Below are 26,366 nucleotides of genomic sequence, written 5' to 3'. Positions count from 1 at the left end.
GCTGGCCATCTACCGCCGCTCGGCGCGCCAGCGGCGGTAGATGGCCAGCGCGGCTTCGCGGCCGGGGACGACCTGCAGCAGCAGCTCGCCCTCGAAACCGTCGAGCAGGGCCGGGACGAACACCTCCAGGGAGCGGTCGAGCACCAGGCCGAGCGCCCCGGACCGGCCGCCGGACAGCGCCCGCGCGGTGCTGCTCGGCGCCCACCCGAGCTCCCGGGCGATCTCGGTGATCCGCCGCCGGGTGGCCTCCGAGACGCCGGGGCGGCCGTTGAGGGCGTAGGACACCGCGCCCTTGGAGACGCCGGCTTCCTTCGCGATGTCGGTGATCGTGGGACGCTTCATCGCAGCCTTCCTCCACACCACAAGCCGTCGCGCCACGAGCCGGGCCACCGGGGCCGGAGCCCGCGGTCCGTGTCCGCACGGACACCCGCCGTCGCGCACCTTGACACCCGCCGCACCGGGAAACAAGACTCCCTCCGGGAGCGCTCCCAGCCAACGGGGGCCAGGAGCGTGCCGTGGATGGGGAGTGCGCGCGCATGAGGCAGATCCGAAGATCGGCGGCCTTCGCCGCCGCCGTCGTCCTGCTCTTCCTGATCGGGGGATGCGGACCCGGCACGCCGGAGCGGATCACGCTCACCGTGTCGACCTTCGGCCAGTTCGGCTACGACGACCTCATCCCCGGCTACGAATTCACCCACCCCGGGCTCACCATCCGCCAGGTCCGGACCGAGCAGGGCGGACCGTACCACCAGGACCTGCTGGACAAGCTGCAGAAGAACCAGGAGCTCGCCGACGTCCAGGCCGTCGAGGAAGGCCACCTCGCCGACGTGCTCGCCCACGCCGACAAGTTCGCCGACCTGGCCGAGATCGGGCCGCCCGACGTGAAACCCGGCCGGTGGCTGGAGTGGAAGTACGAAGCGGGCCGCAGCAAGGACGGCAAGCTGGTCGGCTACGGCACGGACATCGGGCCGCTGGCCATGTGCTACCGCAAGGACCTGCTCGAAGCCGCCGGGCTGCCGACCGACCCCGGCTCGGTGAAGACGATGTTCGCCACCTGGGACAGCTACTTCAAGGCCGGCGAGAAGTACGTCAAGCGCTCCAAGGGCAAGCCGTGGTTCGACTCCTCGGCGCAGGTCTTCAACGCCAAGGTCAACCAGCTCCCGGTCGGCTACCTCGACCGGGAAAACCACTCGACGCTGGAGTCGAACACCGCGCTCAGGGACGCCTGGAACCAGGTCACCGGCGCGGTCAAGCAGGGGCAGTCGGCCGGGCTCACCGCGTTCGCCGACGACGGCAACAACGGCCTGCGCACCGGTGCCTTCGCGACGAAGGTCTGTCCTTCCTGGATGCTCGGCGTCATCGAACAGCAGGCCGGGGTCGGCAACGCGGGCAAGTGGGCGCTCACCGACGCCTTCCCCGACGGCGGCGGCAACTGGGGCGGTTCCTTCCTCACCGTGCCGGCCTCGAGCCCGCACCAGAAGGAGGCCGCCGCCCTCGCCGCCTGGCTGACCGCGCCGGAGCAGCAGCTGCACGCGTTCCGGGTGAGCGGGAACTTCCCCAGCCAGGTCGACGCCTTCACCTCCCCGGACCTGCTCAGCGAGATGAACGGCTACTTCGGCGGGACGCTGAGCGGCCAGGTCTTCGTCGCCCAGGCCCGCAAGGTCGGGAAACCGCAGTACAAGGGGCCGGGTGACGGCAAGATCCAGGAGACGGTGATCGCGCCTTCGCTCAAGGCGGTCGAGCAGGGCGCCGACCCCGCCGCCGTCTGGCAGCAGGTGCTGGTCGGGGTGCACCGGCTCGTCCCCTGACCGGAAACCCGCTGGTCGGCGCCCGCCGGACCGGGCAGGGTGAGGGCCATGCTCACTCCCCTGCCCGATCCCTGGCGGCACCACACGATCCGGCACCCCGGCCCGGACGACCACCTCCCCGTGCTGGCGGTCCTCGACCGCTGGTGGGGCGGCCTCGGCGGCGAAGCAGGCTCCCGCCAGCGCGCGCTGCTGCTGCCGAAGCTGATGTTCCAGCAGTTCACCGGCACCAGCTTCCTGGTGACGGCGGACGAGCGGATCGTCGCGTTCCTGATCGGGTTCCTCTCGCCGTCGAGGCCGGCCGAGAGCTACATCCACTTCGTCGGCGTCGAGCCGGCCGAACGCGGCCGCGGGCTGGGCGCGGCGCTCTACGAGCGCTTCTTCGCCTACAGCGCCGCGCACGGGCGCTCGGTGGTACGGGCGATCACTTCGCCGGAGAACAAGGGTTCGCACGCGTTCCACACCCGGATGGGGTTCGTCACCGAACCAGGGCCGAAGGAGTTCGAGGGGGTGCCGGTCCAGCCCGACTACGACGGGCCGGGACTGGACCGGCTGAGCTTCCGCAAGGACCTCGGCTGAGCTGCCGGAGGCAGCACGCCGCGGGATCCGGCCCGGGTCGCAGGAGGCCGCTGCGGACACCGGGCCGGATCTCGCTGTCCCGCCCGGCCGGTCAGGCGGTGCGGGCGGGACCGCGGCAGCGGCCCGGCGGGACGGGCCGCTGCCGCCGTGGTGGAGGCCGGGCCGGGCGGCGGCTGCGCGGCACCGCCCGGCCCGGGGTCTTTTACTGCACCGGCGGGTAGGCGTTCTGGACCAGTTCCTCGAACTGGGCTTCGAACCACTTGCCGGACAGCGGGGCGTTCGGCAGGGCACCGGTCAGGTTGCCACCGTTGGCCTGCTGCGTCCCGTGGAAGGTCGGGTCGCACATCGGGTCCGCGCCCTTGCCTTCGTCGTTGGGGATCTGCTGGCTCGCGCCGTCGGACTCACCCGGCGGCTTGATCCAGACGTAGGCGTCGAAGTGCGCCGCCGGGGACGCCGTCGGCCGCAAGCCGAGCCCGGCACCGCTCTGGTTGCACCAGTTGCCGCGGTGCAGCCGCCGGTCGATCCGGCCCGAGTTGACGTAGGCGTCCACAGTGGATCCCGAAGCCCCGCTCGGCCGGGCCGCGCCGCCCCAGCCGTTGCGCGAGGTGTCGACCAGCATGCCGATCCCGCTGGGCAGGCCCGCCGCAACGAACGCGTTGTACATCGCCGTGGCGAACGGCATCTCGGCGAAGTACGGGTTCCACTGGTAGAACGTCGCCGACTTCAGCGCCTGACCGCCGACGTTCAGGTTCGGGTCGGGCAGGTTCGGCTCGGTCAGCGGCGTGTAGTTGGCCGTGGAGCTGATGAAGCCGTCGATGCTGTTCACGCCGGCCGTGGTGCCCTGCAGGGTCTGCTTGACCAGGTTGACGAACGGCTGGAAGTTGCTGTCCCAGCCCAGCCACGCCGAGTGCGCGATGTCCAGGTAGTTGTAGACGTTGGAGATCGCGTGCAGCTTGTTCAGCGCGTACTGGATGCCCTGCGTGTACGCCCCGCTGGACTGCGCTTCCGCGCACGTCGCCATCGAGGTGTTCGTGATCAGGTTCGGCAGCGAGTCCGGCTCGACGATCGCCACGATCCGCAGCGGCGCGTACTTCGCGTCGGACAGGATCGACGCGATCGGGTCGATGTACTCGCTCTTGTAGCGGGCCAGCCCGTTCTGGGAGACCTTCAGCTCACCGTTGGACGCCAGCGCCGCGCAGTCGCGGTTCGGCAGGTCGTAGACGACGATCTGGATGGTCACCGGCGTGCTGCCGGTCTGCTGGGCCAGCGCCGCGTCGAGGTGCCCGCGCAAGCCGCGCGCGCTCGACGTGCCGGCGATCGCCGCGATCCGGTCCAGCCAGACCGCGGTCGAGGTGTTGGCCACCTTGGCCATCTGGGCGCCGAGCGTGCCGCCCTTGGCCGCGGCCGCCGCGCTCACCTGGCTCGACCAGTCCGGGTTCACGTACCCCTTCGACCCCGCGTACGGGTTGTCCACGTGGACCCCCGGCTGCGGCGTCGTGGTGACCGTGGTCGGGGTGGTGGGCGTGGTGGGTGTCGTCGGTGTCGTGGTGACCGTGGTCGGGGTGGTGGGCGTCGTGGTCGGGGACGTGCCGTCGCAGTGGGCACCGTTGAGCGAGAACGACGTCGGGATGTCGTTGGTGCCCGAGTACGCCCCGTTGAAGCCGAAGTTGGCCGTGGCGTTCGAGCCCAGGGTCCCGCCCCACGACGGGTTCTTCGCGCTCACGTGCTTGCCGCTCTGGCTGAACGTGGCGCTCCAGCCCTGCTGCACCTGCTGGTTGCCGCCGAAGTCCCATTCGACGTTCCAGGACGAAACCGAGTCGCCCAGGTTGGTCACGGCGATGTTCGCGGTGAAGCCGGTGTCCCACTGGTTGACCGTGTAGGTGACCTTGCAGCCGGTGGCGGCGCCCGCCGGACTACCCCCGGCCACCAGCAATCCGGCGGTCATCGCCGCCGCCGTCACCGAGGATGCCACGGCGAACCGTGACTTCCTCTTCGCGGACCAGAATTCACTCCTCATCGAGTGCGCTCCTCTGTCTTCGATGGATGGGGTCATGGGTGGGTGGGTCAGGTGGTGCAGGCGGTCGCGCCGACGGCGAAGCCGCCCGGCGTGCCGGTCGAGGGGCCGGTCGCCTGGACGCCGATCGACACCGAGGCGCCGCCGGCGAGGTCGGGTGCCCAGGTGGGCGCCTTGGCGCTCGCCTGCTGCCCGGTCTGCGTCACGGTGGCGTTCCAGCCGCCGGTGATCTGCGTCCCGGACGGCACGGTCCAGCCGAGCGCCCAGTTCTTCAGCGCCGAGCTGCCGGTGTTCTTCAGCGTCACCGTGGCGACGAAGCCGCCCTGCCAGGTGTTGTCGACGTGGTAGGTGACCGCGCAGCTCGCCGGCGGCGGCGGGTCGGTCGTGCCGCCGCCCGAACCCACCGGGGGGATCAGGTACGGCTGCAGGATCGCCTGCTTGGTCTGGTTGACCGTCGTCCAGTCGTCGTTGAGGATGCCGCCGGTGTCACCCGAGTTCGGGTTCCACGACCAGTAGGTGAAGCTCATCCCGGACGGGCCCGTGCCGCTGTACTTCATCAGTTCCTGCAGCCAGACCTTGTCGCGCGGGTCGGCGAGCGTGGAGCCGAACTCGCCGAGCAGCACCGGCGCGATGTTCTGCTTGTGCAGGTAGCCGAAGAAGTGGTCCCACAGCGCGGGCAGGTTCGCCGGGAACGCCGGGTCGGAGAACCACTTCTGGGCGAACACCGACGTCGCGTACTCGTGCGCCGAGTACACCAGCTTGTCGGGTTTGGACAGCCGCACCGGGAACTGCTTCGCCCCGGAGAGGTTGCCGCCCCACCAGCCGCACTGCGGGTCGCCGGTGCCGCTGACGCAGTCGACACCTTCGACCACGATCAGCCAGTCCGGGTTCGCCGCCAGCACGGCGTTGCCGGCCCGTTCGGCGGCGAGCCGCCAGTCGGTCGCGGTGTCGCCGCAGCCCCAGCAGGCCCCGCCGCCACCCTGGATCGAGTGCGGCTCGTTGTGCAGGTCCGCGCCGATCACCGTGGTGTTGCCCTTGTAGTGCTGGGCCAGCATCGTCCAGTCGGAGATCCAGCGGCTTTCCGAGTACGCGCTGGTGTACCAGAGCGGGGACTGCGCGCCGGAGTCCGGCCGGTGCCGGTCCAGGAGCACGCGCATGCCCTTGACGCCGGCGTAGGCGACGATCTTGTCGAGCACCTGCAGGCCGGTCAGCCCCTGCAGGTCCGGGTTCTGCACCTGGTCGATGCTGACCGGCTTGGACCCGGGGTCGAACAGCTGGTTCGAGTACGGCAGCCGCAGCGTGTTGTACCCGAGCCCGGCCATCTGGTCGAGCATGTCCTTGTAGTTGCGGCTCCACAGCCCGTGCGGCGAGTAGTTGCCGGTCTCGGCGCCGAACCAGTTGATACCGGTCATCCGGACCGGCGCGCCGGTCGCGTCGACCAGCTGGGATCCGCTGGCGTGCCAGAACCCGGTGCCGGTGCCGGCCGCCGCCGTGGTCTCCGGGGCCGCGGCGGCCGGGGACGCCGTGAGAACGGCGCCCCCGACCAGTGCGGCGACCACCAGCGAGAGCAGTCGCTTCATCAAGTGCCTCTCAGCCGAACAGGGCGACGTGGGCGGCGAACGCCGTGGCGATCTCCGACTGCGCCCAGAACCGGTGGTAGGTGAACGTCGGCGCAGCCCCGCCGTCCAGGTAGGCCTGGACCTTCGGCCACTGCGGGTCGCTCTTGTAGAACGACCGGATCGACAGGAACGTGGAGCTGGAGTTGATCGCGTCGCCGTTCGGCATCGTGCCGGTCCAGCCCGAGGGCACGTACAGCCCCTGGTCCGTGCCGGCGTTGTACTTGTCGTCGAACCGGTCGTAGTCCGACCGGGTCTCCGGCACCGCGATGCCCTTGGTGTCGGTGTTCGCCGACAGCGCCGTCAGCAGCTGCTCCCCGACCGTCTTGGCCTGGGCGTTGGCCGAGCCCGCCGCGTAGTAGAGCAGCGTCTTGGCCAGCGAAGCCGCGACACCCACGTCCTGGCTGTAGTTCTTCACCGAGACGCGCAGGCTCGCGTTCGAGCCGGGGCTGGTGGCGTTCCAGGTGTCCGGCGCGCCGCTCCAGGTCAGGTCGGACGGGATCTGGAAGCTCCCGCCGGCCCCGACCGTGGTCTTGGAGATCGCCCACGGCACCCACTTGTCCAGGATCTTCTTCGCCCGGGCATCGTTGGTCGCCTGGTAGTACTCGGCGATCCGCTCCATGCCCCAGGTCTGGAACCCGAACCACTGGTTGCTCGGCGGGTCGTGCCAGACCGGCTGCCAGTCGTAGTACATCCCGTAGAACGTCGGCGTGCCCGCCGGCGGGGTGCCGTACTGGCCGTCCCAGCTGTTGGTCGCGCCACCGGCGATCCCGCCGTCGGCCGACTGCAGCCACTGCAGGAACTCCATCTGCCGGTTGAGGCTGGTCGCCCAGTCGGTCGCCCCGGTCGCCGAGGTGACCTTCAGGCCCGGATCCGCCGACAACGCGTAGGCGGCCAACGGGTTCTGGTAACCCTGGTGCGCCGCACCGTCCCCGATCCGCCACGCCCAGGAGCTGGCCGGGTCAGCCGAACCGCCCCAGGCGTAGTACCACGAGATCAGGTAGTGCTCGCTGTCCTTGCCGGTCCCGGCCGGGCAGGCCGTGGCGCCGACGCAGTTGCCGATCTTCTTGTAGTACTTGTCGAACAGCGAGTACCGCAGGTAGTCGCCCATCTTCGACGCCTTCTTCAGCACCGCCGCGACATCGCCGCTCTTGCCCTGCGCCTGGGCCCACTTCTCGGCCTGGAACGCCACCTGCACCACGCGGGCGTCCGCGTCCGGCGCGTCGGTGTACTTCCACTGCTTGGCGTAGGAGGAGTCGCCGGTGAACAGGTCGAGGTACCCGTTCTTGCCACCGAACTTCAGCAGGTCACAGCTCGGCTGCGTCACCGTCTCCCAGACCGACTCCTGCGAGCCGCGCTGGAAGGTGTTGATGAACGCCGGCGCGGTGTTCGTGCCGTCCTCGCAGTGCCCGAACTTGTAGATGTTGTCCACGTCCAGCAGCCAGTGCATGCCGTAGACGTCCGGGTTGCCGTAGGCCGCCTTCAGCTCCGCCGCGATCGGGTCCGCCCCGACCGGAACGTTGGACTGCAGCTGCGACGGGTACGACTTCGGGCTCGGGTACTCCGCCGCGTACGTCGCCGGCTTGCTCGCGTTGTACCCGGAGTTGCCCGGCTGATCCGCCGCCGACGGGATCGCGTACGTCTCGATCGACGTCCACGCCTGGTTGAACGGGGCCCAGTCACCGGTCACCCGGCCGTAGGACGCCTCCAGCCAGAGGTAGTAGCTGAACGCCTCCGACGTCGTCTCGTGCCCGTGGTCCGGCGCCTCGACGATCAGCGTTTCGATCGAGTGGTACGGCACCAGGATGCTGCCGAACTTGCGGAAGTAACCGTTGTTCGGGTCCTTGATCTTGTTGTACTGCGTCAGGAACGCGAGCGAGTAGTCCGAAGTGGACGACGAGATCTCGTTCACCGCCACCGTGGCCGCGGTGTAGCCGCTGCTGCTCGCGGTGAAGGTCGCGCTCCCCAGCTCTCCCCCGTTGTCGGCGCTGGTGACCGTGACGTTCTGCGGCACGTTCCAGTTCGCCGTCGTGAACGTCAGGCTCGTGGGGCTCGCGGTGAGGTCGGTGCTCCCGGCCGTCCGCGCGACGGCGACGGTGACCGGCGCCGTCGGGGCGCCGGCGAGGGACACCGCGAACGTCGTCGTCCCGCCCTGCTTGACCTGCGCGGTCGCCGGGGTGGCGACGATCGTCGGCCCGGAGAGGACCTTCACGCTGACCGGGCTCGACGTCGTGCTCGCGCCCTTGTTGTCGTAGGCCTTGGCGCTGATCGCGTAGGTGCCGGCCGGGACGTTGCCCCAGCTGCCTTCGAACGGCGCGGCCGTGTCGGTGGCCAGCAGCGTGTCACCGGCGTAGAACTCGACCTTGGCGATCGTGCCGTCGCTGTCGGCGGCCGTCGCCGCCAGCGGGATCGTCGCCGGGGCGTAGTACGTGCCGGTTGAACTCGGCGAGGTCAGCGTGACCGTCGGGGCCTTGTTGGCGCCGGTGCACGCGGTGCCGTTCACCGAGAAGTCGGTCGGCGGCCGGTTGGCCGAGCCCTTCGTGCCGTTGAACCCGAACGACGTGCTCCCCCCGGTGTCGAGGTGGCCGTTGTAGGACATGTTCGTCGCGGTGACCGCGGCGCCGGACTGGGCGAACGTGGCGCTCCAGCCCTGCTGGACCTTCTGGCCGTCCAGGAACGTCCAGCCGACCTTCCAGCTGTCGAACGGAGCTCCGTCGTTGCGCAGCGAGACGTTCGCGGTGAACCCGGTGTCCCAGTCGTTGGTGGTGTAGGTGACGGAACAGGCGATGTCGGCGCCGAGCGCCGGTGGTGGGGCGACCACCGCACCCGTGACGGCCAGCACGGCCGAGGCCAGTGCCAGCGCACGGGCGCGCTTTCGAGGAGAGGAACGCATGGCTGCGGAACTCCTTTGTCCGTAGGGAGCCAGCGATCTGGGAGCGCTTCCAGGCGCAGACGGTAGCCAGCCGGAAACCTGGATGTAAAGAATCGAGTCAGAAGGACACCGGCGCCCGGAACGTCACTTCTGCGCGTCCGGCGAGCGGCGGCCCACTGAACGCTCCTGAACAGCCGCACCCGATAGTGGGTTTGCCACCCATTCGGCGCAGCGAAGCGGTGACGCTACGTTCTCTGAAACGTTATTTAGCGCCGAACGTGTACACCTGGACGGTTAGGCTCCCACCGAGCGGGCAACGCCGGCCGGCCGAGCACACACGGAGTTCATCGCGACCGGGGAAGCAGCACGCACCCAGGCGGACGCCACGCGTGTCCGGATGGACGACACGCGTGTTCGGCCGGACACCGGCGGTCAGCTCGAGGCGCGGACCGCCAGGGAGACCGGGAGGATGTGCTGGCGCGGCTTCAGGTTCTGGTCGTCGAGCAGCCGCATCAGGGTTTCGACCATGGCGTGGACCTGCTCGCGGGGGTCCTGGTGGACCGACGTCAGGGGTGGGTCCATCGCCGGGGCGAGGGTGGCGTTGTCGTCGAAGCTGACCACCGAGACGTCGTCCGGGATGCGACGGCCGGCCGCGCCGAGGGTGCGGAACGCGCCCACCGCCATCATGTCGCTCGCGACGAACACCGCGTCGAGGTCCGGGTGCCGGGACAGCAGGGACGACATCGCGTTCGCGCCGCCCGAAAGGGTGAAGTCAGCCTCTTCGGCCAGGTCGGCGGGGTCGAGCCCGGCGTCGAGCAGCGTCTTGCGCCAGCCCGCGAGGCGGTCTATCGGCGCGCTCTGGTCCTGGGGGCCGGCGATCGTCGCGATCCGCCGCCGGCCGGCCGCGACCAGGTGCTCGACCGCCAGCCGGGCGCCGCCCTCGTTGTCGAAGTCGACGACGTGGACGCCGCGGCGGATGCCGGCCGCCTGGCCGCCGAACACCACCGGGATGCGCAGCAGCCGCAGCGCCTTGGGCAGCGGGTCGGCCCGGTGCGGCGCGAACACCAGCGCGCCGTCGACGTGCCCGCCCTCGAGGAACCGGACCGTCCGGCTCAGGTCCTCGCGGATGTCGCTGAAGATCAGCACCATCTGGCGGCCGACGTCGGCGAGCTCCCGGTAGCCGGCCCGCATGACGGCCGCGCGGTACGGGTCGTCGAGCAGCCGGGACTCCGGCTCCGACAGCACCACCGCGACCGCCCCGGTGCGCCGGGTGACCAGCGACCGCGCCGCCTGGTTCGGGGAATAGCCCAGGTCACGGGCCGCGGCCAGGACCTTCTCGCGCGCCGCCGCGCTGACGTACGCGTCGTCGTTCAACGCCCGTGACGCCGTCGACCGCGACACACCGGCGAACGCCGCGACGTCCTCCAGTGTCGGCCGTTCTTCATCCCCTGCTCGAGGCCCCACGGCACCGCCCTCGCTCACCCTCTGCAACTCTGACCGCCTCAGCTTAACGTTCACGCCTCCGAGCGTCCGGGAGCGCTCCTCGCAGGAAACGCTCCGGTTACAACCCCTTGACACCGGTGAACGCCCCCAGCAGACTCTGCCACACCTGGGAGCGCTCCCAGATCGGCTCCCAGCAGTGAGAGCGCTCATTCCCGTCAACAAGGTGGTTGGACACGTGAGAACGATCCGGAACGGCCTGGTCCTGGCACTGGGCATCACGATGACGGCGCTCGGCGCCTCGGCCTGCAGTGGAGGCGGTGAGCAGACCCCGCCCGCGGCAGCGAACCCGAACGAGCACGTCGACCTGACGCTGGCGACGTTCACCGAGTTCGGCTACGAGGCCCTCATCCCGGAATACGAGCGGCTGCACCCCAACATCAAGATCACCCACCGCAAGACCGGCCAGGGCGGCCCCTACCACGAAGAACTCGTCACCAAGCTGGCCGCCGGCTCCGGTCTCGCCGACGTGACGGCACTCGAAGAAGGCCACCTGTCGGACTTCCTCGACAAGGGTTCCAAGTTCAACGACCTGAGCAAGATCGGGCCGGCCGACGCCTCTCCCGACCGCTGGCTGCCGTGGAAGTACGAAGCCGCCAAGACCAAGGACGGCAAGCTCATCGGCTACGGCACCGACATCGGTCCGCTCGCCATGTGCTACCGCAAGGACATGTTCAAGGCCGCCGGCCTGCCGGAGGACCCCGAAGCGGTCAAGCCGCTGTTCGCCACCTGGGACAGCTACTTCGCCGCCGGCGCGGACTTCGTGAAGAAGTCAGGCGGCAAGGCGTGGTTCGACTCGGCCTCCCAGAACTTCAACGCGATGGTCAACCAGCTGCCCGAGGGCTACATCGGCAGCGACGACAAGCTGGCCGTCGAGAACAACCAGGGCATCAAGGACGCCTGGGCCAAGGTCACCGACGCCGTCGCCAAGGGCGAGTCGGCCAAGCTCACCGCGTTCAGCAACGAGTGGAACACCGGCTTCAAGCAGGGCGCGTTCGCCACGAAGGTGTGCCCGGCCTGGATGCTCGGCGTGATCAAGGAGCAGGCCGGCCCGGACAACGCCGGCAAGTGGGCCGTCACCGCGGCCTTCCCCGGCGGCGGCGGCAACTGGGGCGGCTCGTACCTGACCGTCCCGACGCAGTCGAAGCACCCGAAGGAAGCCGCCGAGCTGGCGGCCTGGCTGACCGCCCCGGAGCAGCAGATCAAGGCGTTCCAGGCCAAGGGCACCTTCCCGAGCCAGGTCAAGGCGCTGACCGACCCCGCGCTGCTGAGCAAGACCGACGACTACTTCGGCGGCACGAAGGTCGGCGAGCTGTTCGCCGAGCAGGCCAAGAAGGTGCAGAAGCCGCAGTACAAGGGCCCCGGCGACGGCCAGATCCAGGAGAACGCGTCCAGCCCGGCCCTGCAGGCGGTCGAACAGGGCAAGTCGGCGGCGGACGGCTGGAACCAGATGGTCGACGCCGCGAAGAAGATCACGCGCTGAACCGATGACCGTCCTCGACAAGGTCGCGCCAGAAGGGAGTAAGGCCGGGGAGCGCACGTCTCCCCGGCCCACCTTCCGTCACCGGTTGAGCCGGTGGGACGTCAAGGTCTCGCCGTACCTCTACATCGCGCCGTTCTTCATCCTGTTCGGGATCGTCGGGCTGTTCCCGCTGCTCTACACCGCGTACGTCTCGCTGTTCAAGTGGGAAGCCGGGAGCGACGACCCCGACTTCATCGGCCTCGACAACTTCAAGGAGCTCTTCGCCGACGCGCAGTTCTGGAACGCGCTGACGAACACGGTCAGCATCTTCCTGCTCTCCAGCGTCCCCCAGCTCATCATCGCGGTGCTGCTGGCGGCGCTGCTCGGGGCCCGGCTGCGCGGCGCGACGGGCTGGCGGGTCGGCATCCTGCTGCCGTACGCGGCCAGCCTCGTCGCCATCGGCATCATCTTCGCCAACCTGTTCGGCCCGAAGTACGGGCTGATCAACGGCGTGCTGCAGACCATCGGGCTGGACCCGGTCGACTGGCAGGCCAACCGCTTCGGCAGCCACGTCGCGATCGCGATCATGGTCAACTGGCGCTGGACCGGCTACAACGCCCTGATCGTGCTGGCGGCCATGCAGGCCATCCCGAAGGAACTGCACGAGGCGGCCCTGATCGACGGTGCGGGCACGTGGCGCCGCTTCTGGAACGTCACCCTGCCGCTGCTCCGGCCGACGCTGATCTTCATCACCATCACCTCGACGATCGGCGGCCTGCAGATCTTCACCGAGCCGAAGCTGTTCGACGCCATGCCCGGGTCGAACAACGGCGGCTCCACCAACCAGTTCCAGACCGTGACGCTGTACCTCTACCAGACGGCGTTCCAGAACGCCGACCTCGGCTACGCCTCGGCGATCGCCTGGGTGCTGTTCCTGATCATCGTGCTCATCGCGCTGGCGAACTTCTTCATCACCAGCCGGATCGCCAGCACCCCGGCGGTGAAGGTGAAGACGAAATGACAACACTCCAGAGTGACGTTCTCAGCGGTGAAGTCCGGAAACCGGGACTCCGCCAGAAGGTCGCCACGCTCGGCAAGCCCCGCAAGGCGACCTACGTCGTGCTGGCGATCTTCGTGCTGGGTTCGCTGTTCCCGTTCTACTGGTCGTTCCTGGTGGCCAGCCGCGACAACGGGATGCTCACCGAGCGCATCCCGCCGTTCGTGCCCGGCGGCAACTTCTTCGCCAACGCCGCCCGGGTGTTCGACACCGTGCCGTTCTGGAAGGCACTGGGCAACAGCGTCATCGTGTCCGGCACGGTGACGCTCACTACGGTGCTGTTCTCCTCGCTGGCCGGGTTCGCCTTCGCGAAACTGCGCTTCCGGGGGCGCAACAAGCTGTTCGTGTTCATCGTCGTCACGCTCGCGGTGCCCACCCAGCTGGGCATCATCCCGCTGTTCATCGCGATGTCCGAACTGGGCTGGACGGGGAGCCTGACGGCGGTGATCGTGCCCAACCTGGTCACCGCGTTCGGCGTGTTCTGGATGCGCCAGTACACATTGGACGCTCTGCCGTACGAGCTCATCGAGGCCGCGCGCGTCGACGGCTGCAGCATGATCCGGATCTTCTGGAACGTCTGCATGCCCGCGGTGCGCCCGGCCGCGGCGATCCTCGCGATGTTCACGTTCATGATGTCGTGGAACGACTTCCTGTGGCCGCTCGTCGTGCTGGACGCCGGCAACCCCACCGTCCAGGTGGCCCTGGAAAAGCTGCAGAGCGGCTACTACGTCGACTATTCGCTCGTCCTGGCCGGCACGACCCTGGCCACCATCCCCATCCTCATCGTCTTCGTCCTCCTCGGCCGCCAGATCGTGGCCGGGATCATGCAAGGTGCCGTGAAAGGGTGAACATGTCCGTACATCCCGACAGCGTTCGGGCGGAGACCGCGTTGATGTTCCCGCCTGGCTTCGTCTGGGGCGCCGCCACCGCGGCGTTCCAGGTGGAAGGAGCCACGACGGCCGACGGGCGCACCGACTCGGTCTGGGACGTCTTCGCCCGCCGCCCGGGTGCGGTCCGGGGCGGCGACAACGGCGAACCGGCGGCCGACCACTACCGGCGGTACTCCGAAGACGTCGGGCTCATGCGCCGGCTCAACCTCGGCGCCTACCGCTTCTCGCTGGCCTGGCCGCGGGTGCGGCCGGACGGCGGCGAAGCGAACGCCGCCGGGCTCGGCTTCTACGACCGGCTGGTCGACTGCCTGCTCGAGTCCGGGATCCAGCCGTGGGCGACGCTGTACCACTGGGACCTGCCGCAGGCGCTGGAGGAACAGGGCGGCTGGACCAACCGGGACACCGCCTACCGGTTCGCCGAGTACGCCGAGACCGTGCTGGAGCGGCTGGGCGACCGCGTCGCCAGCTGGTCGACGCTCAACGAGCCGTGGTGCGCGTCGATGCTCGGGTACGCGGGCGGCATCCACGCGCCCGGCCGCACCGACCACCCGGCGGCCGTGGCCGCCACGCACCACCTGCTGCTGGGCCACGGCCTGGCGATGGACATCATCCGGCAGCACGCCCCGGGCACCCCGGCCGGGATCACGCTGAACCTGTACCCGGTCGCCCCGCACGACCCGGCGAACGTCGCCGACGTCGCCGCGGCCCGGCGGATCGACGGCCTGCAGAACCGGTTGTTCCTCGACCCGGTGCTGCGCGGCGGGTACCCGGACGACCTGGTCGCCGACCTCGAGCCGTTCGGGCTGGGCTCGGTCGTGCGCGACGACGACGCCGCGGTCATCGCCGCGCACGTCGACTGGCTGGGCGTGAACTACTACCGCGACTACCGCGTCGCGGGCCGCCCGGTGCCGGGCAGCGAGCCGGCGGGCCCGGAGTGGGTCGGCGCCGCCGACGTGCACTTCGTCCCGGACCCGGCGGCACCCCGCACCGACTCGGGCTGGGAGGTCCAGCCGGCCGGGCTCACCGAGTCCCTGCTGCAGGTGCACCGCGGCTACCGGTCGGTGCCGCTGTACATCACGGAGAACGGCGCGGCCTACCCCGACGTCGTCTCCGACGGCGGTGACATCGTCGACACCGACCGCGTCGCGTTCCTCGACTCGCACCTGCGGGCCTGCCACGACGCCATCCAGGCGGGCGTCGACCTGCGCGGCTACTTCTACTGGTCGCTGCTGGACAACTTCGAGTGGGCCGAGGGCTACGCGAAGCGGTTCGGCCTGGTCCACGTCGACTACGCGACGCAGCGCCGGACGCCGAAGCAGAGCGCCCACTGGTACTCCCGGGTGATCGGCCTCAACGGCCTGGGCTGACGGGGAGTGCGTGGCGGGCACCGGCGCGGGTGCCCGCCACGGCCCGCAGGCCGTGAACGGCTCATTCCTGTCGTCGGAGGACAGGAATGAGCCGTTCGCCGTGCCCGCGGGGGTGCAATCCGGAACCGCCGTTGCCAGACTGGCCGGTATGGGACTGCGCAGCGAAGCTTGGTTCAACAACCCCGCCGACCCCGGGATGACCGCGCTCTACCTCGAGCGGTACATGAACTGGGGCCTGACCCGGGAGGAGCTGCAGTCCGGCAAGCCGATCATCGGGATCGCGCAGACCGGCTCCGATCTCACCCCCTGCAACCGACACCACCTGCAGCTGGCCGACCGGACGCGCGAAGGCATCCGCGAGGCGGGCGGGATCGCGATCGAGTTCCCGGTCCACCCGATCCAGGAGACCGGCAAGCGCCCGACCGCCGCGCTGGACCGGAACCTCGCCTACCTCGGCCTGGTGGAGACGCTCTACGGCTACCCGATCGACGGCGTCGTGCTCACCACCGGCTGCGACAAGACCACCCCGGCGTGCCTGATGGCCGCCGCGACCGTCGACCTCCCCGCCATCGTGCTGTCCGGCGGCCCGATGCTCAACGGCTGGTTCGACGGCGAGCGCACCGGGTCCGGCACGATCATCTGGAAGGCGCGGGAGCTGCTCGCCGCCGGCGAGATCGACGACGCCGGGTTCATGGAGCTCGTCGCGTCGTCCGCGCCCTCCCCGGGGCACTGCAACACGATGGGCACGGCGTCCACGATGAACGCGCTGGCCGAAGCCCTCGGGATGAGCCTGCCCGGCTGCGCGGCCATCCCGGCCCCGCACCGCGACCGGGCGCGGATGGCCTACCGGACCGGCCTGCGGATCGTCGAGCTGGTCCGCGAAGACCTCAAGCCGTCGGACATCCTGACGCGCGCGGCGTTCGAGAACGCCATCGTCGTGAGCTCGGCGATCGGCGGCTCGACCAACGCCCCGATCCACATCGGCGCGATCGCCCGGCACATCGGCGTCGACCTGCCCCTCGACGACTGGCAGCGGCTGGGCCACGGTGTCCCGCTGCTGGTCGACCTGCAGCCCGCGGGCAAGTACCTCGGCGAGGAGTTCCACCGGGCGGGCGGCGTCCCGGCCGTGGTGCACGAGCTGATGCGGCACGGGCTGATCCACGAGGACGCCCCCACCGTCAACGGCCGCACCCTCGGCGACAACTGCCGCGACGCCGAAGCCGGCGACCGGGACGTCATCCGGACCTTCGACACCGCCCTCACCCCCGACGCCGGGTTCCTGGTGCTCAAGGGCAACCTGTTCGACGCGGCGATCATGAAGTCCAGTGTGATCTCGCCGGAGTTCCGGCGGCGGTACCTGGCCGGAGGTGTCTACGAAGGCACCGCGGTCGTGTTCGACGGCCCCGAGGACTACCACGCCCGCATCGACGAGGAGGACCTCGGCGTCGACGAGCACTCGCTGCTGGTGATGCGCGGCACCGGCCCGCTCGGCTACCCGGGCTCGGCGGAGGTGGTCAACATGCGCCCGCCCGCCGAGCTGATCAAGCGCGGCGTGCACGAGCTGCCCTGCCTCGGCGACGGCCGCCAGTCGGGCACCTCCGGCTCGCCGTCGATCCTCAACGCCTCCCCCGAAGCCGCGGCGGGCGGCGGCCTCGCCGTGCTGCGGACCGGGGACCGGGTCCGGATCGACCTCGGCGCCGGCACCGCGGACGTGCTGATCTCCGACGACGAGCTCGCGCGGCGCCACCGGGAGCTGGCCGAGGCGGGCGGGTACCCGGTGCCGGAATCGCAGACACCGTGGCAGGAGATCCAGCGGTCGATGACCGACCAGCTCTGCGACGGCATGGTGCTGCGGCCCGCGGTGGCGTACCAGCGCATCGCGGCGACGAAGGGAATTCCCCGTGACAACCACTGATTCCGGTGCTTCGCCCACCGGGAAAACGGGTATCCCCAGCGGTAGCCGAGGCGAGGAGGCCCCCATGCTCCCGGATCGAGAACGCCACGCCCTACGCGAAATCGAGGCGGAACTGCGCGCGAGTGATCCCGCGTTCGCCGCCGCCTTCAGCGGCCGCGAGCTGCGCTCCCCCAGGCGGTTGAGCCTGTTGCTCGTGCTCTGCGACGTCACGGCGGTGGTGATGCTGGTCGTCGGGCTGTTCGCCCGCGACGCCGCGCTCGTGCTCTGGGGCACGATCAGCGCGGGGGCGCTGGTGGCCTGGCACATCGCCCGCGCCGAGTCGACCCGCGAATCCACTGAGGACGGTGCAACCCCGGCCGGCGGCCCGCTCTGACCCGCACCGGAAAAACGGCCGCCCCCGGAACTCGCACCGGGAGCGGCCGCACTGCGTCGGGGTGTCAGTCGTAGGACAGGGCCTCGACCAGCTCGCCGGCGCTCGGGTTCGACAGCGCCCTGGCCACGTCGGCCTGGGCGACGATCCCGACGAGGTCGTGCCCGTCGATCACCGGCAGCCGGCGGACGCGGTGCTCGGACATGGTGCGCAGGATCTGCTGCGCGTCGTCGTCCGCGCCGATCGTCACGGCCTCGCCCTGGGCGAGCTCGCCGACGTGGACCGCGCGCGGGTCCTTGCCCTCGGCCAGCACCTTCACCACGATGTCGCGGTCGGTGATCATGCCCTTCAGCCGGTTGTCCTCACCGCAGATCGGGAGGGCACCGACGCCCTTCTGCGCCATGGTGACGGCGGCGTCGTGCACGGTGTCGGACTCCCGCGCGCAAGTGGCGTCCGACGTCATGATGTCGCGTGCGGTGGTCATCGTGTGCTCCTTTCTCTGTGCCGTGGTGTCCCGGCTACCCGCGGCGGGCAGGTTTACCCGTGCCGCGGGAGGGGAATTTCCCGGTACATGCCGGATTCCCGCGGTGCCGAGCCGCCGGACACCACCGATCTCGACCGCCTGCGGTCGGCGGCGTCCGGCTGCCGGGGTTGCCCGCTGTACCAGGACGCCACGCAGACCGTCTTCGGCGAAGGTGCGGCCGGGGCGAAGGTCCTCGTCGTCGGCGAGCAGCCGGGCGACAAGGAGGACCTCGCGGGCGAGCCGTTCGTGGGCCCCGCCGGGAAGCTGCTGGACCGCGCCTTCGAGGAGGCCGGCTTCGACCGGCGGTCCCTGTACGTCACCAACGCGGTCAAGCACTTCAAGTTCAAGCGCGAGGGGAAGCGCCGCATCCACCAGAAGCCGGGCCGCACCGAGGTGGTCGCGTGCCGCCCGTGGCTGCTGGCGGAACTGCGCGCGGTCCGCCCGGACCTGGTGCTGCTGCTGGGCGCGACGGCCGCGCAGTCGTTGCTGGGCGCGAAGTTCCGGTTGACCGCGCACCGGGGCGAGCCCCTCGAACCGCCGGCGGAGCTGGCCGAGCTGATGCCGTCGGCGATGGCGACGGTCCACCCGTCGGCGGTGCTGCGGGCCCCGGACCGGGAGGACGCCTACGCCGGCTTCGTCGCCGATCTGCGGGCCGCGGCGAAACTGCTCAAGTGACCTGCTTCCACGCCGCTGCCGCCGAGGCCGCGTGCGCGTCGAGATCCCGCCAGGGGTCGTCCTTGCGGGCCAGCCGCTGCTTCTCCTTGCCCAGCGCCCAGCCGTCCGGGTCCGCCTTCCCCAGCTCGCGCCAGTCCAGCGGGGTCGCGGCCGCCGCACCGGGGCGGGCGCGCAACGAGTACGGGGCCACGAACGTCTGCGCGTACCCGTTGCGGTTGGCGTCCAGGAAGATCCGGTCGCCGCGCTTTTCCTTGCGCTGAGCGGTGGTCAGCCGATCCGGGTCGTCCGCCGCGACCCGGTCGGCGAGGGCGCGGGACAGCTCCAGCACCGTCTCCGTGTCCGACTTCGCGTCCAGCGGCGCGAGGACGTGGAACCCGCGGCCGCCGGTGGCCTGGACGAACGCCGTCAGGCCCACCCGCTCGTAGTGGTCGCGGATGCGCCGCGCGACCGCGCGCAGCTCGGCGACCGGCGTGCCGTCCGGTGGGTCGAGGTCGAGCACCAGCCGGTCCGGGCGCTCCGGCGCGTCCACGGTGGCCAGCCAGACGTGGAACTCCACGGTCCCCTGGTTCGCCAGGTATTCCAGCGTTCCGGCGTCCTCGCACACGACGTACTCGTCCGTGCCGCCACCGCGCCGGGGAACGCGCTCGACGCGGATCGAGTCCGGGAAGTGCTCCCCCGGGTGCTTCTGGAACCAGCCCTGCCGGCCGATGCCGTCGGGGAAGCGCCGCAGCGTCAGCGGACGGCCGCGCAGGTGCGGCAGCATGACGTCCGCGACGGCCCGGTAGTACTCGACGACGTCACCCTTGGTGAGCCCGTCGTCGGGGTAGAACACCTTGTCCGGGTGGGAAGTCTTCACGCGCGCTCCCGTACGACGTCGGTGGCTTTCTTGTCTTCGCGCAGCCCGGCGAACCGCGGGTGCCGCAGCCGCCCGTCGCGCGTCCACTCGGAGAAGCCGATCTGCGCCACCAGCTCGGGGCGCACCCAGTGCGCACCCGGTTCCGTGACCGGCCCGGCGAACGGCGACCGCGCCGTCTCCCGCGCCCGCAGCTGCGCGTGCAGGGAGGTCAGCAGCCGCTCGTCGAAGCCGGTGCCGACCTTGCCGGCGTACTTGAGGGCACCGTCTTCGTGGTAGCCCAGCAGGAGCGCGCCGAATCCGTGCCGGGCGCCCTGCGGGTCGGTGAAGCCGCCGATGACGAGTTCCTGGCCCTGCGCGCACTTGAACTTCAGCCAGTCGGGTGACCGCCCGTGCCGGTAGGGCGCGTCGGCCCGTTTGGCGATGACGCCCTCCCAGCCACGCCGGCAGGCTTCGGCGAAGAACTTTTCGCCTTCGGTGTTGCGGTGCGACGACAGCCGGAGCGGGTCCGCGAAGTCGAAGGCGTCCCGCAGCAGCGCCTTCCGTTGCCGCAACGGCAGCCCGGTCGTGTCCTGGTCGTCGAAGTACAGCAGGTCGAACAGGTAGTAGTAGACGCGCACGCCGGTGGCCCGGGCGCGGTCCGGGTCGCTGACGTGGATCCGGGGCTGCAGCGCGGCGAAGCTGGTGTTCGCGCCGTCGAAGGCGACGATCTCGCCGTCGGCGACGAACCGCGGGCCGCCCTGGGCGGCGAGGGCGTCGACGAGTTCCGGGTAGGCGTTGTCCATCACCTTGTGGTTGCGCGAATAGAGGGTCGGCGGGCCGTCGTCGCGCACGCAGATCGCGCGGACGCCGTCCAGCTTGCGTTCGAAGATCCAGTCCTCGTCGGAGAACCGGCGGTCGGTGAGCGTGGCCAGGGTCGGCTCGCGCCAGCCAGGCCCGCTCACGAGGCCTTCAGCGCCTTCTCGAGCTCGGCGCGCGTCATCTTCGACCGGCCTTTCACGCCCTGTTCCCGGGCCAGCTTGTCGAGATCGGACTTCGACAGCTCGGAAAGCCCGGGTTTCTTCGCGGCCTTCTTCTTCGGTTCCTTGCCGCCGCTCTTGCGGTTCTTCACGCTGCGCGACAGCGCCTCGAACAGGTCGACGACGTCGGCGGAGGGTTCCGGCTCCTCTTCGTGGGCGATTTCCTGGCCGGCTTCCTTGGCCTTGATCAGCTCTTCGACGCGCTTCGAATACTCGTCGCGGTAGTCCTCGGGCTTCCACGGCGCGGTCATCTCGTCGACCAGCGCGAGGGCCATGTCGAGCTCCTTGGGCCGCGGCTTCGGCAGCTGCGGCAGCTTGCCCATGACGTCCTTCGGTTTCCGCAGGTCGGCGACGAAGTGCAGGGTGTTGAGCACCATGACGTCTTCCCCGGCCCGGACGGCGGCGAGGTATTCCTTGCCGCGCAGCACGAACTTCGCGACGCCGGCCTTCTCGCTGCGGTCCATCGCCTGCAGCAGCAGGCCGTACGCCTTGGCGAAGTCCTCCTTCGCCGGCTTGAGCCAGTAGGTCTTGTCGAAGAACCACGGGTCGATCTCGTCGAGCTCGACGAACTGCTCGATGTCGATCCGGCGCGACCGCTCGGGCGCGATCTCGTCCAGTTCGTCCGGCTCGACGAGCACGTGGTCGCCGCCGCCGAGGTCGTAGCCCTTGACGATCTCGTCCTTGTCGACCTCTTCGCCGGTCCGCTCGTTGACGCGGCGGTTGCGGATGCGGTCCGACGTCCCGCGTTCGAACTGGTGGAAGTGGATCGTGTGGTCCGCCACCGCCGGGTACAGCTCCACCGGCACGGTGACCAGCCCCAGGCTCAGCGCGCCGCTCCAGACCGGTCGGGCCATGTCGTCCTCCTCGCCCCTCAGGCGACGTCGCTGCTGCGCTGACCGCTCCGGTGCAGCCCGAGCATGTCCAGCAGCCGCGCGCAGTCCTCGGGGTCCTTGGCCCGGGCCGCCACGGCCAGCGCCGCCTTGCGGCGGGTGCGCGCCAGCTCCGGCGAGTCGCCGCCGTCGGCGAGGAGGTCCGCCACCGGCCGCAGGTCGTTCCGCTTGTCTCGCATGTTCCGCTCCCCTCCGGCAATCCCGTTCGCGGGCGGGTTACCCAGGATCACGGCACGCGACACGGGCGTCACCGAAGATCCGGAGCGACTAGGCCGAACGAGTGAATTCAGCCAGGTCCAGCCCCCGACGCAGGCAAGGTGGTGAGACCCACGTCACAGCAGGAGGCCGGATGGGCACCCAAATCCGCATCAGCCGCGAGGACGGCTCCCTGCCGTGCGAGGTCTGCGGGTTTCCGACGATGCACGTGGCCCAGGTGGTCGCCGACGACGGCACGGTCCTGGGCCGCACCCTGGTCTGCACGACCTGCCAGCGCAGCAAGCAGCGCCCGGAGCCACCACTGGCACCGGTCGAGTCCGAGGCACCCCCGGACGAAGTCCCCGCCGGCTGACACCCCGGCCACGACGCGACGTCCGACGAACGGCCACCGGGGGTCGGACGGGCCCGGCGGCGGAGTTCACGCCGTCGTCGTCGCCACCGCCGCCACGAACTCCGCCGCCACCTCGTGGAGCTTGCGGTTCCCGTCCTGCGAGCGCTTCACCAGCCGCTGGAACGCCTCCTCCGCGGTGATCCGGTGGGCCGCCATCAGGATCCCCTTCGCCTGGTCGATCACCGCGCGGGTCTCCAGCGCGCGGTTCAGCTGGTCGACCAGCTCCCGGGCCGCGAAGTACCGCCGGGCGCTGCGCAGGCCGAACACCACCGTCGCCGTGTACAGCTCGAGGATCTTGGTACCCAGCTCGCTGAAGCCGTGCTCGCCGAAGCCGAACAGGTTGACCGCGCCCGACATGTCTTCGTCCACCGTCAGCGGCGCGGCGAGGAAGCTCGCCACGCCCAGCTGCTCGGCCGACGTCACGAACTGCGGCCACAGGTCCCCGACGGCGCCCACGCCGACGCGGACCGGCTGGCCCGTTTCGGCGGCGCGCAGGCACGGGCCGTCGCCGACGCGGTACTGCTCGCGGTCGAAGTTCACCGCCCGCTGGTCGGTGCTGGCGACCGTCTCCGGCACGCCGTCGCGCACCAGCGTGATGCTGGCCATGTCGGCGCCCGGAACCACCTGCACGACGTGGTCGCACACCGCCTGGAGCATCTGGCCGAGGTCGAGCTCGCTGTCCAGCATCGCGGTCAGCGACTCCATCGCGAGCGTGACCTCGTCCAGCCGTGCGGTGAGCTGTTCATGGCCGCCCGTCATCCTGGTGCCGCCCCTCCTTCTTCCGACAGGGCGCTCTCAACCAGGGGGGACCCGGGCGCGCGCCACTAGTGGGCCGCTAGCGCTTTAACGGGTCCAGCGCGAGATTACTGCATCCCGATCAGCCCGGGCACGAGCGGTTACCACCGCGGCCCGCCGCACGCCCGTTCGGAGCAACGACGGTTGCGGGACGTGGGCACGGGGTTAATGTCGAAAGCACGGTTCAACCAGCAGCCGCTCGAACTCCCCGAGCGCGGCGCTGCGGCCGCGCCGCATCAGGACGGTGGCGAACCGGCATGAACTTCCCCTCCAGCTTGCGGCTGCGCACGGCGTGGCCCGCTCCGCACGCGGTGCTGGTGACCGCACGCGGCGACCTCGACAGCGCGACCGCCGGCGACCTGGCCACGCTGCTCTCCGACCGCCTGTGGGCGACACCGGAACGGCTGGTGGTCGACCTGTCCGAAGTGGACTTCCTCGGGGTGGCGGGCATCGGAGTGCTGCTGCACGCGGCGCTGCAGGCCGGGCAGGGCGGCACCGAGCTGCTCGTGGTCACCGGGACGAACCCGATCGTGCGGCGTGCGCTGCGGGTGACCGGGACGGACCGCCGTCTCGAACTGGCCGAGCACCGGCCCGCCCCTGCACCCGCCTAGCCGCGCAGGGCCGGGAGGAGCTCCTTCTCGGCGAAGTCGAGGAAGCCTTCCTGCTGGTCGCCGCCGATCTGGACCAGCGCGACGTCGGTGAAGCCCGCCTTCTCGAACTCCTGCACCGCTTCGGCGATCGGCTCGATGTCGGGGCCGCACGGGATCGAGCCGGCGACGTCCTCCTCGCGGACGAACTGGGTCGCCCCGGCGAACCCGGCCGGCCCCGGGAGCTCGGCGTTGACCTTCCAGCCGCCGGCGAACCAGCGGAACTGCTCGTGCGCGCGCTTCACCGCGGCGTCGCGGTCGGTGCCCCAGGACACGGGCAGCTGCCCGATCTTGCGGCTCGGCGCGCCGCCCAGCTTCGTCGCGTCCCACTCCTGGGACAGCTCCGCCTTCGGCTCGACGGCGATCATCGCGTCGGCGACCGGCGCGAACCGCCGGACCGACTGCGAACCGGACACCGCGACGCCGATCGGCGTCCGCTTCTCCGGCAGGTCCCACAGCTTCGCCGAGTCGACGCGGAAGTGCTTGCCCTCGTAGTCGAAGTAGCCGCCGTCGAACAGGCCGCCGATGATCTGCACGGCTTCGGCGAGCATTTCGTGCCGGACGTTGGCCGGCGGCCAGCCCCGGCCGATGACGTGTTCGTTGAGGTTCTCCCCCGCTCCGAGGCCGAGGGTGAACCGGCCGCCCGAGAGCGCCTGCACGGTCGCCGCCTTCTGCGCCACCACGGCCGGGTGATAGCGCATGGTCGGGCAGGTCACGTAGGTCATCAGCTCGGCGCGTTCGGTCACCTGGGTGACGGCCCCCAGCACGGCCCAGGCGTAGGGCGCGTGGCCCTGTTCGTCCAGCCAGGGCGAGTAGTGGTCGCTCATCACCTCGAAGTCGAAGCCGGCGCGTTCCGCACCGGCGGCGTACCGGACCAGGTGGTCCGGGCCGGCCTGCTCGGTCATCAGGGTGTAGCCGATCCGCATCGGCGCCTCCTCGCGGTCTGCTGCTCTCCGGGGTTCCGGGTGGCGGAGCCCCGGTGGTCACAGCTCTCCGCGTACCCCTGCCCAGCAGCCGGTAACCACCCCCGACCGGGACGTTTACCGGCTGATCACGCGGGTACTCATCCCGCGAGACGAAGGGAGCGGGCATGCCTCAGTCGTGGAGTGGCAAGCGCGAACGCCAGTACGAGCACATCAAGGACTCGGCCGAGGACCGTGGCGCGAGCACGAAACGGGCCAAGGAGATCGCGGCGCGGACGGTGAACAAGAACCGCGCGCAATCGGGTGAATCCCGCCAGGCCAGCAAGACGTCACTGAAGGACAAGTCGCCCCAGCAGCGCGGCGGCGAGCGGTCCGGCAACCGCAAGGGCCCGGGTGGCCCGACGAAGAACCAGCTCTACAACGAAGCCAAGAAGAAGAACATCGACGGCCGCTCGAAGATGACCAAGAAGGAACTCGAACGGGCGCTGGGCCGGTGACCATTCCCGAAACCCCTGATCACGAAGTGTCAGCATTACACCGGATGGGTAGTACCTCCCGCATGGAAGAAACTCGAAGCGACAGCTCGTTCGGCGGCAAGCCGACCGTCGACGAGCTGCTCGACGAACTCGTCGAGCTGCGGCTCCCCGCGATGGCGGAGCAGATCCCGCTGGTCCGGATGCTCACGCACGGCGTGGTCTCGCGCGCGGACTTCGGGCTGGACGCGATCGCCGACGCCAAGATGGCGGTCGACGAGGCGTGCGCGCAGCTCGTCCAGCTGGCGGAGCTCGGCTCGCAGCTCCAGTGCCGCTTCCGCCTGGCCCCCGACGGCCTCCACGTGATCGTTTCGACCCGTTCGAGCGACCCCCGGCCGCCGAGCGACCGCACGTTCGGCTGGCACGTCCTGACGACGCTGAGCCGGTCCGTGACGGCCCACTGCGACGCACTGCCCGGCGGGGGTGCGGGCATCGTGACGATCGAGCTGGTGCTCAACCCGGGAACGAGCGCGTGAGCAGCGAGCGCAAAACCCTCCTCCACCGCCCGGACGAATATGCCCACTGCGAGCCGCTGTTCGAGGAGCTGGGCACCCTCGACCCCGACGACCCGCGGCGCGAGGCGGTCCGCAGCAAGCTCGTGACCGAGCTGCTCCCCCTGGCCGAGCACATCGCCACCCGCTTTTCGGGCCGCGGCGAGCCCCGCGAGGACCTGGTCCAGGTGGCCCGCATCGGCTTGATCAACGCGGTCGACCGCTTCGACCCGGCCCGCGGCCACGACTTCCTGTCGTTCGCGGTCCCGACGATCATGGGCGAGGTCCGCAGGCACTTCCGCGACACGGGCTGGTCGGTCCGCGTCCCCCGAAGGCTCAAGGAGCTCCACCTGTCGTTGAGCCAGGGCTCGGCGGTGCTGTCCCAGCGCCTGGGCCGCGCCCCGACCCCGACCGAGCTGGCGGAGCACCTGAACCTGGACGTGGACGAGGTCCGAGAGGGCCTGCTGGCGGGCAACGCGTACCAGGCGCTATCGGTGGACAAGCCGGTCCATGACGACGCGGAGGCGCTGTCCCTGGCGGACACGATGGGCGAACCGGACCACGAGATGGCCATGGTCGAGAACCACGAGGCCCTCCAACCCCTGCTCCAGGAACTCCCGAAGCGCGAGCGCGCAATCTTGGTGATGCGTTTCTTCGGAGGCCTGACGCAGACCCAGATCGCGGACCGCGTCGGAATTTCCCAGATGCACGTTTCCCGCCTGCTGTCGCAGACGTTGGAGCAGCTGCGCGGAAAGCTCACCGGCGAAGTCTGAGCGGTCCGGTGCCTGAGGCCCGAACTTCCGGCACCTGAGGTCCGAACAAAGCCCCGCCCGCCCTCGGCCACACCCCCCTGCCGACCCGATACGCAGCCGCATCAGCGGCCGACAGGCCGTGTCAAGGCACGCTTTCCCGCCTTGACACGGCCTGTCGGCCGCTGAACAATCCGGCGTTCGGGCCGGCGGG

At 70.3% G+C, this 26,366-nt stretch carries 26 protein-coding genes; 14 read left to right on the top strand and 12 right to left on the bottom strand.

What is annotated here, in order from left to right; translation table 11 throughout:
* Positions 1–9: 9 nt before the first annotated feature.
* The gene (locus CCN39_RS21095) at positions 10–342 is read right to left on the bottom strand and encodes a LacI family DNA-binding transcriptional regulator (protein ID WP_244210906.1); all 333 of its coding nucleotides are present in this window, start codon (positions 340–342) and stop codon (positions 10–12) included.
* 194 nt (positions 343–536) lie between these two features.
* Here CCN39_RS21095 and CCN39_RS21090 point away from each other — a divergent pair, with 194 nt between their 5' ends.
* Together CCN39_RS21090 and CCN39_RS21085 are read left to right on the top strand one after the other, a co-directional pair.
* Entirely contained in the window at positions 537–1,808 is a 1,272-nt protein-coding gene (locus CCN39_RS21090) for an ABC transporter substrate-binding protein (RefSeq protein ID WP_086844522.1), read from the top strand.
* A 48-nt stretch (positions 1,809–1,856) separates the two neighbouring features.
* The gene (locus tag CCN39_RS21085) at positions 1,857–2,384 is read left to right on the top strand and encodes a GNAT family N-acetyltransferase (RefSeq protein ID WP_086844520.1); all 528 of its coding nucleotides are present in this window, start codon (positions 1,857–1,859) and stop codon (positions 2,382–2,384) included.
* A gap of 202 nt (positions 2,385–2,586) precedes the next feature.
* Here CCN39_RS21085 and CCN39_RS21080 read toward each other — a convergent pair whose 3' ends face one another.
* The 4 genes from CCN39_RS21080 to CCN39_RS21065 form a co-directional block, all read right to left on the bottom strand.
* Complete coding sequence (locus tag CCN39_RS21080; RefSeq protein WP_208630288.1) at positions 2,587–4,401, bottom strand: glycoside hydrolase family 6 protein; 1,815 nt, start codon at positions 4,399–4,401, stop codon at positions 2,587–2,589.
* A 47-nt stretch (positions 4,402–4,448) separates the two neighbouring features.
* Entirely contained in the window at positions 4,449–5,978 is a 1,530-nt protein-coding gene (locus CCN39_RS21075) for a cellulase family glycosylhydrolase (protein WP_086844517.1), read from the bottom strand.
* A 10-nt stretch (positions 5,979–5,988) separates the two neighbouring features.
* The gene (locus CCN39_RS21070; RefSeq protein WP_086844515.1) at positions 5,989–8,907 is read right to left on the bottom strand and encodes a glycoside hydrolase family 48 protein; all 2,919 of its coding nucleotides are present in this window, start codon (positions 8,905–8,907) and stop codon (positions 5,989–5,991) included.
* Between the two features lie 411 nt (positions 8,908–9,318).
* Positions 9,319–10,314, bottom strand: a complete 996-nt coding sequence (locus CCN39_RS21065; RefSeq protein WP_086844527.1) for a LacI family DNA-binding transcriptional regulator — start codon at positions 10,312–10,314, stop codon at positions 9,319–9,321.
* Positions 10,315–10,564: 250 nt separating this feature from the next.
* On the opposite strand from CCN39_RS21065, the gene CCN39_RS21060 reads away from it, so the two are divergent.
* The 6 genes from CCN39_RS21060 (at position 10,565) to CCN39_RS21035 (ending at position 17,450) form a co-directional block, all read left to right on the top strand.
* Entirely contained in the window at positions 10,565–11,869 is a 1,305-nt protein-coding gene (locus CCN39_RS21060; protein WP_086844513.1) for an ABC transporter substrate-binding protein, read from the top strand.
* A 4-nt stretch (positions 11,870–11,873) separates the two neighbouring features.
* Positions 11,874–12,869, top strand: a complete 996-nt coding sequence (locus CCN39_RS21055; RefSeq protein WP_086844511.1) for a carbohydrate ABC transporter permease — start codon at positions 11,874–11,876, stop codon at positions 12,867–12,869.
* Complete coding sequence (locus CCN39_RS21050) at positions 12,866–13,753, top strand: carbohydrate ABC transporter permease (protein WP_086844509.1); 888 nt, start codon at positions 12,866–12,868, stop codon at positions 13,751–13,753. Before CCN39_RS21055 ends, CCN39_RS21050 begins: the two co-directional genes overlap by 4 nt.
* Positions 13,750–15,162, top strand: a complete 1,413-nt coding sequence (locus CCN39_RS21045; RefSeq protein ID WP_208630287.1) for a GH1 family beta-glucosidase — start codon at positions 13,750–13,752, stop codon at positions 15,160–15,162. The genes CCN39_RS21050 and CCN39_RS21045 overlap by 4 nt, the downstream gene beginning before the upstream one ends.
* A gap of 148 nt (positions 15,163–15,310) precedes the next feature.
* A complete protein-coding gene (locus CCN39_RS21040; protein WP_086844507.1) occupies positions 15,311–17,077 on the top strand; it encodes an IlvD/Edd family dehydratase in 1,767 nt (588 codons plus the stop codon).
* Positions 17,078–17,141: 64 nt separating this feature from the next.
* Entirely contained in the window at positions 17,142–17,450 is a 309-nt protein-coding gene (locus tag CCN39_RS21035; protein WP_086844505.1) for a DUF3040 domain-containing protein, read from the top strand.
* 64 nt (positions 17,451–17,514) lie between these two features.
* Here the strand turns inward: CCN39_RS21035 and CCN39_RS21030 are convergent, their stop codons facing one another.
* Positions 17,515–17,931, bottom strand: coding sequence for a CBS domain-containing protein (locus tag CCN39_RS21030; protein ID WP_086844503.1), 417 nt, complete (start codon positions 17,929–17,931; stop codon positions 17,515–17,517).
* 87 nt (positions 17,932–18,018) lie between these two features.
* Here CCN39_RS21030 and CCN39_RS21025 point away from each other — a divergent pair, with 87 nt between their 5' ends.
* Positions 18,019–18,645: a UdgX family uracil-DNA binding protein gene (locus CCN39_RS21025; RefSeq protein WP_086844501.1), complete on the top strand. Its 627-nt coding sequence runs from the start codon at positions 18,019–18,021 to the stop codon at positions 18,643–18,645.
* Here CCN39_RS21025 and ligD (CCN39_RS21020) read toward each other — a convergent pair.
* The 4 genes from ligD (CCN39_RS21020) to CCN39_RS21005 are packed head-to-tail and all read right to left on the bottom strand — an operon-like array spanning position 18,638 to position 21,586.
* Positions 18,638–19,501 carry a non-homologous end-joining DNA ligase gene (ligD, locus tag CCN39_RS21020; protein WP_086844499.1) on the bottom strand — a complete coding sequence of 288 codons (864 nt, stop codon included), beginning with the start codon at positions 19,499–19,501 and terminating at the stop codon, positions 18,638–18,640. The two genes, CCN39_RS21025 and ligD (CCN39_RS21020), sit on opposite strands and share 8 nt — an antisense overlap.
* Positions 19,498–20,442 carry a non-homologous end-joining DNA ligase gene (gene ligD, locus CCN39_RS21015; RefSeq protein WP_086844497.1) on the bottom strand — a complete coding sequence of 315 codons (945 nt, stop codon included), beginning with the start codon at positions 20,440–20,442 and terminating at the stop codon, positions 19,498–19,500. The genes ligD (CCN39_RS21020) and ligD (CCN39_RS21015) overlap by 4 nt, the downstream gene beginning before the upstream one ends.
* Positions 20,439–21,371: a non-homologous end joining protein Ku gene (gene ku / locus CCN39_RS21010; RefSeq protein WP_086844495.1), complete on the bottom strand. Its 933-nt coding sequence runs from the start codon at positions 21,369–21,371 to the stop codon at positions 20,439–20,441. The genes ligD (CCN39_RS21015) and ku overlap by 4 nt, the downstream gene beginning before the upstream one ends.
* Positions 21,372–21,388: 17 nt before the next feature.
* Positions 21,389–21,586, bottom strand: a complete 198-nt coding sequence (locus CCN39_RS21005) for a hypothetical protein (protein ID WP_086844493.1) — start codon at positions 21,584–21,586, stop codon at positions 21,389–21,391.
* A gap of 170 nt (positions 21,587–21,756) precedes the next feature.
* On the opposite strand from CCN39_RS21005, the gene CCN39_RS21000 reads away from it, so the two are divergent.
* The gene (locus CCN39_RS21000) at positions 21,757–21,975 is read left to right on the top strand and encodes a hypothetical protein (RefSeq protein ID WP_086844491.1); all 219 of its coding nucleotides are present in this window, start codon (positions 21,757–21,759) and stop codon (positions 21,973–21,975) included.
* A 66-nt stretch (positions 21,976–22,041) separates the two neighbouring features.
* Here the strand turns inward: CCN39_RS21000 and CCN39_RS20995 are convergent, their stop codons facing one another.
* Positions 22,042–22,773, bottom strand: coding sequence for an ANTAR domain-containing response regulator (locus CCN39_RS20995; RefSeq protein WP_086844489.1), 732 nt, complete (start codon positions 22,771–22,773; stop codon positions 22,042–22,044).
* 293 nt (positions 22,774–23,066) lie between these two features.
* Here CCN39_RS20995 and CCN39_RS20990 point away from each other — a divergent pair, with 293 nt between their 5' ends.
* A complete protein-coding gene (locus tag CCN39_RS20990; protein WP_086844487.1) occupies positions 23,067–23,420 on the top strand; it encodes an STAS domain-containing protein in 354 nt (117 codons plus the stop codon).
* Here the strand turns inward: CCN39_RS20990 and CCN39_RS20985 are convergent.
* Positions 23,417–24,382, bottom strand: a complete 966-nt coding sequence (locus CCN39_RS20985) for a TIGR03557 family F420-dependent LLM class oxidoreductase (RefSeq protein WP_086844485.1) — start codon at positions 24,380–24,382, stop codon at positions 23,417–23,419. The genes CCN39_RS20990 and CCN39_RS20985 overlap by 4 nt on opposite strands.
* Positions 24,383–24,546: 164 nt before the next feature.
* Between CCN39_RS20985 and CCN39_RS20980 the strand changes: the two genes are divergently transcribed.
* From CCN39_RS20980 to CCN39_RS20970, 3 genes are all read left to right on the top strand, one after another.
* Positions 24,547–24,876, top strand: coding sequence for a plasmid stabilization protein (locus tag CCN39_RS20980; RefSeq protein ID WP_086844483.1), 330 nt, complete (start codon positions 24,547–24,549; stop codon positions 24,874–24,876).
* Positions 24,877–24,938: 62 nt separating this feature from the next.
* Entirely contained in the window at positions 24,939–25,388 is a 450-nt protein-coding gene (locus CCN39_RS20975; RefSeq protein ID WP_086844481.1) for an ATP-binding protein, read from the top strand.
* Positions 25,385–26,176, top strand: coding sequence for a SigB/SigF/SigG family RNA polymerase sigma factor (locus CCN39_RS20970; RefSeq protein ID WP_086844479.1), 792 nt, complete (start codon positions 25,385–25,387; stop codon positions 26,174–26,176). The genes CCN39_RS20975 and CCN39_RS20970 overlap by 4 nt, the downstream gene beginning before the upstream one ends.
* Positions 26,177–26,366: the final 190 nt, after the last annotated feature.

The organism is Amycolatopsis kentuckyensis (assembly GCF_002155975.1).
GTDB lineage: Bacteria > Actinomycetota > Actinomycetes > Mycobacteriales > Pseudonocardiaceae > Amycolatopsis > Amycolatopsis kentuckyensis.
Note: the sequence above shows the minus strand (reverse complement) of the source record. Positions and strands in the feature narration are given on the sequence as shown.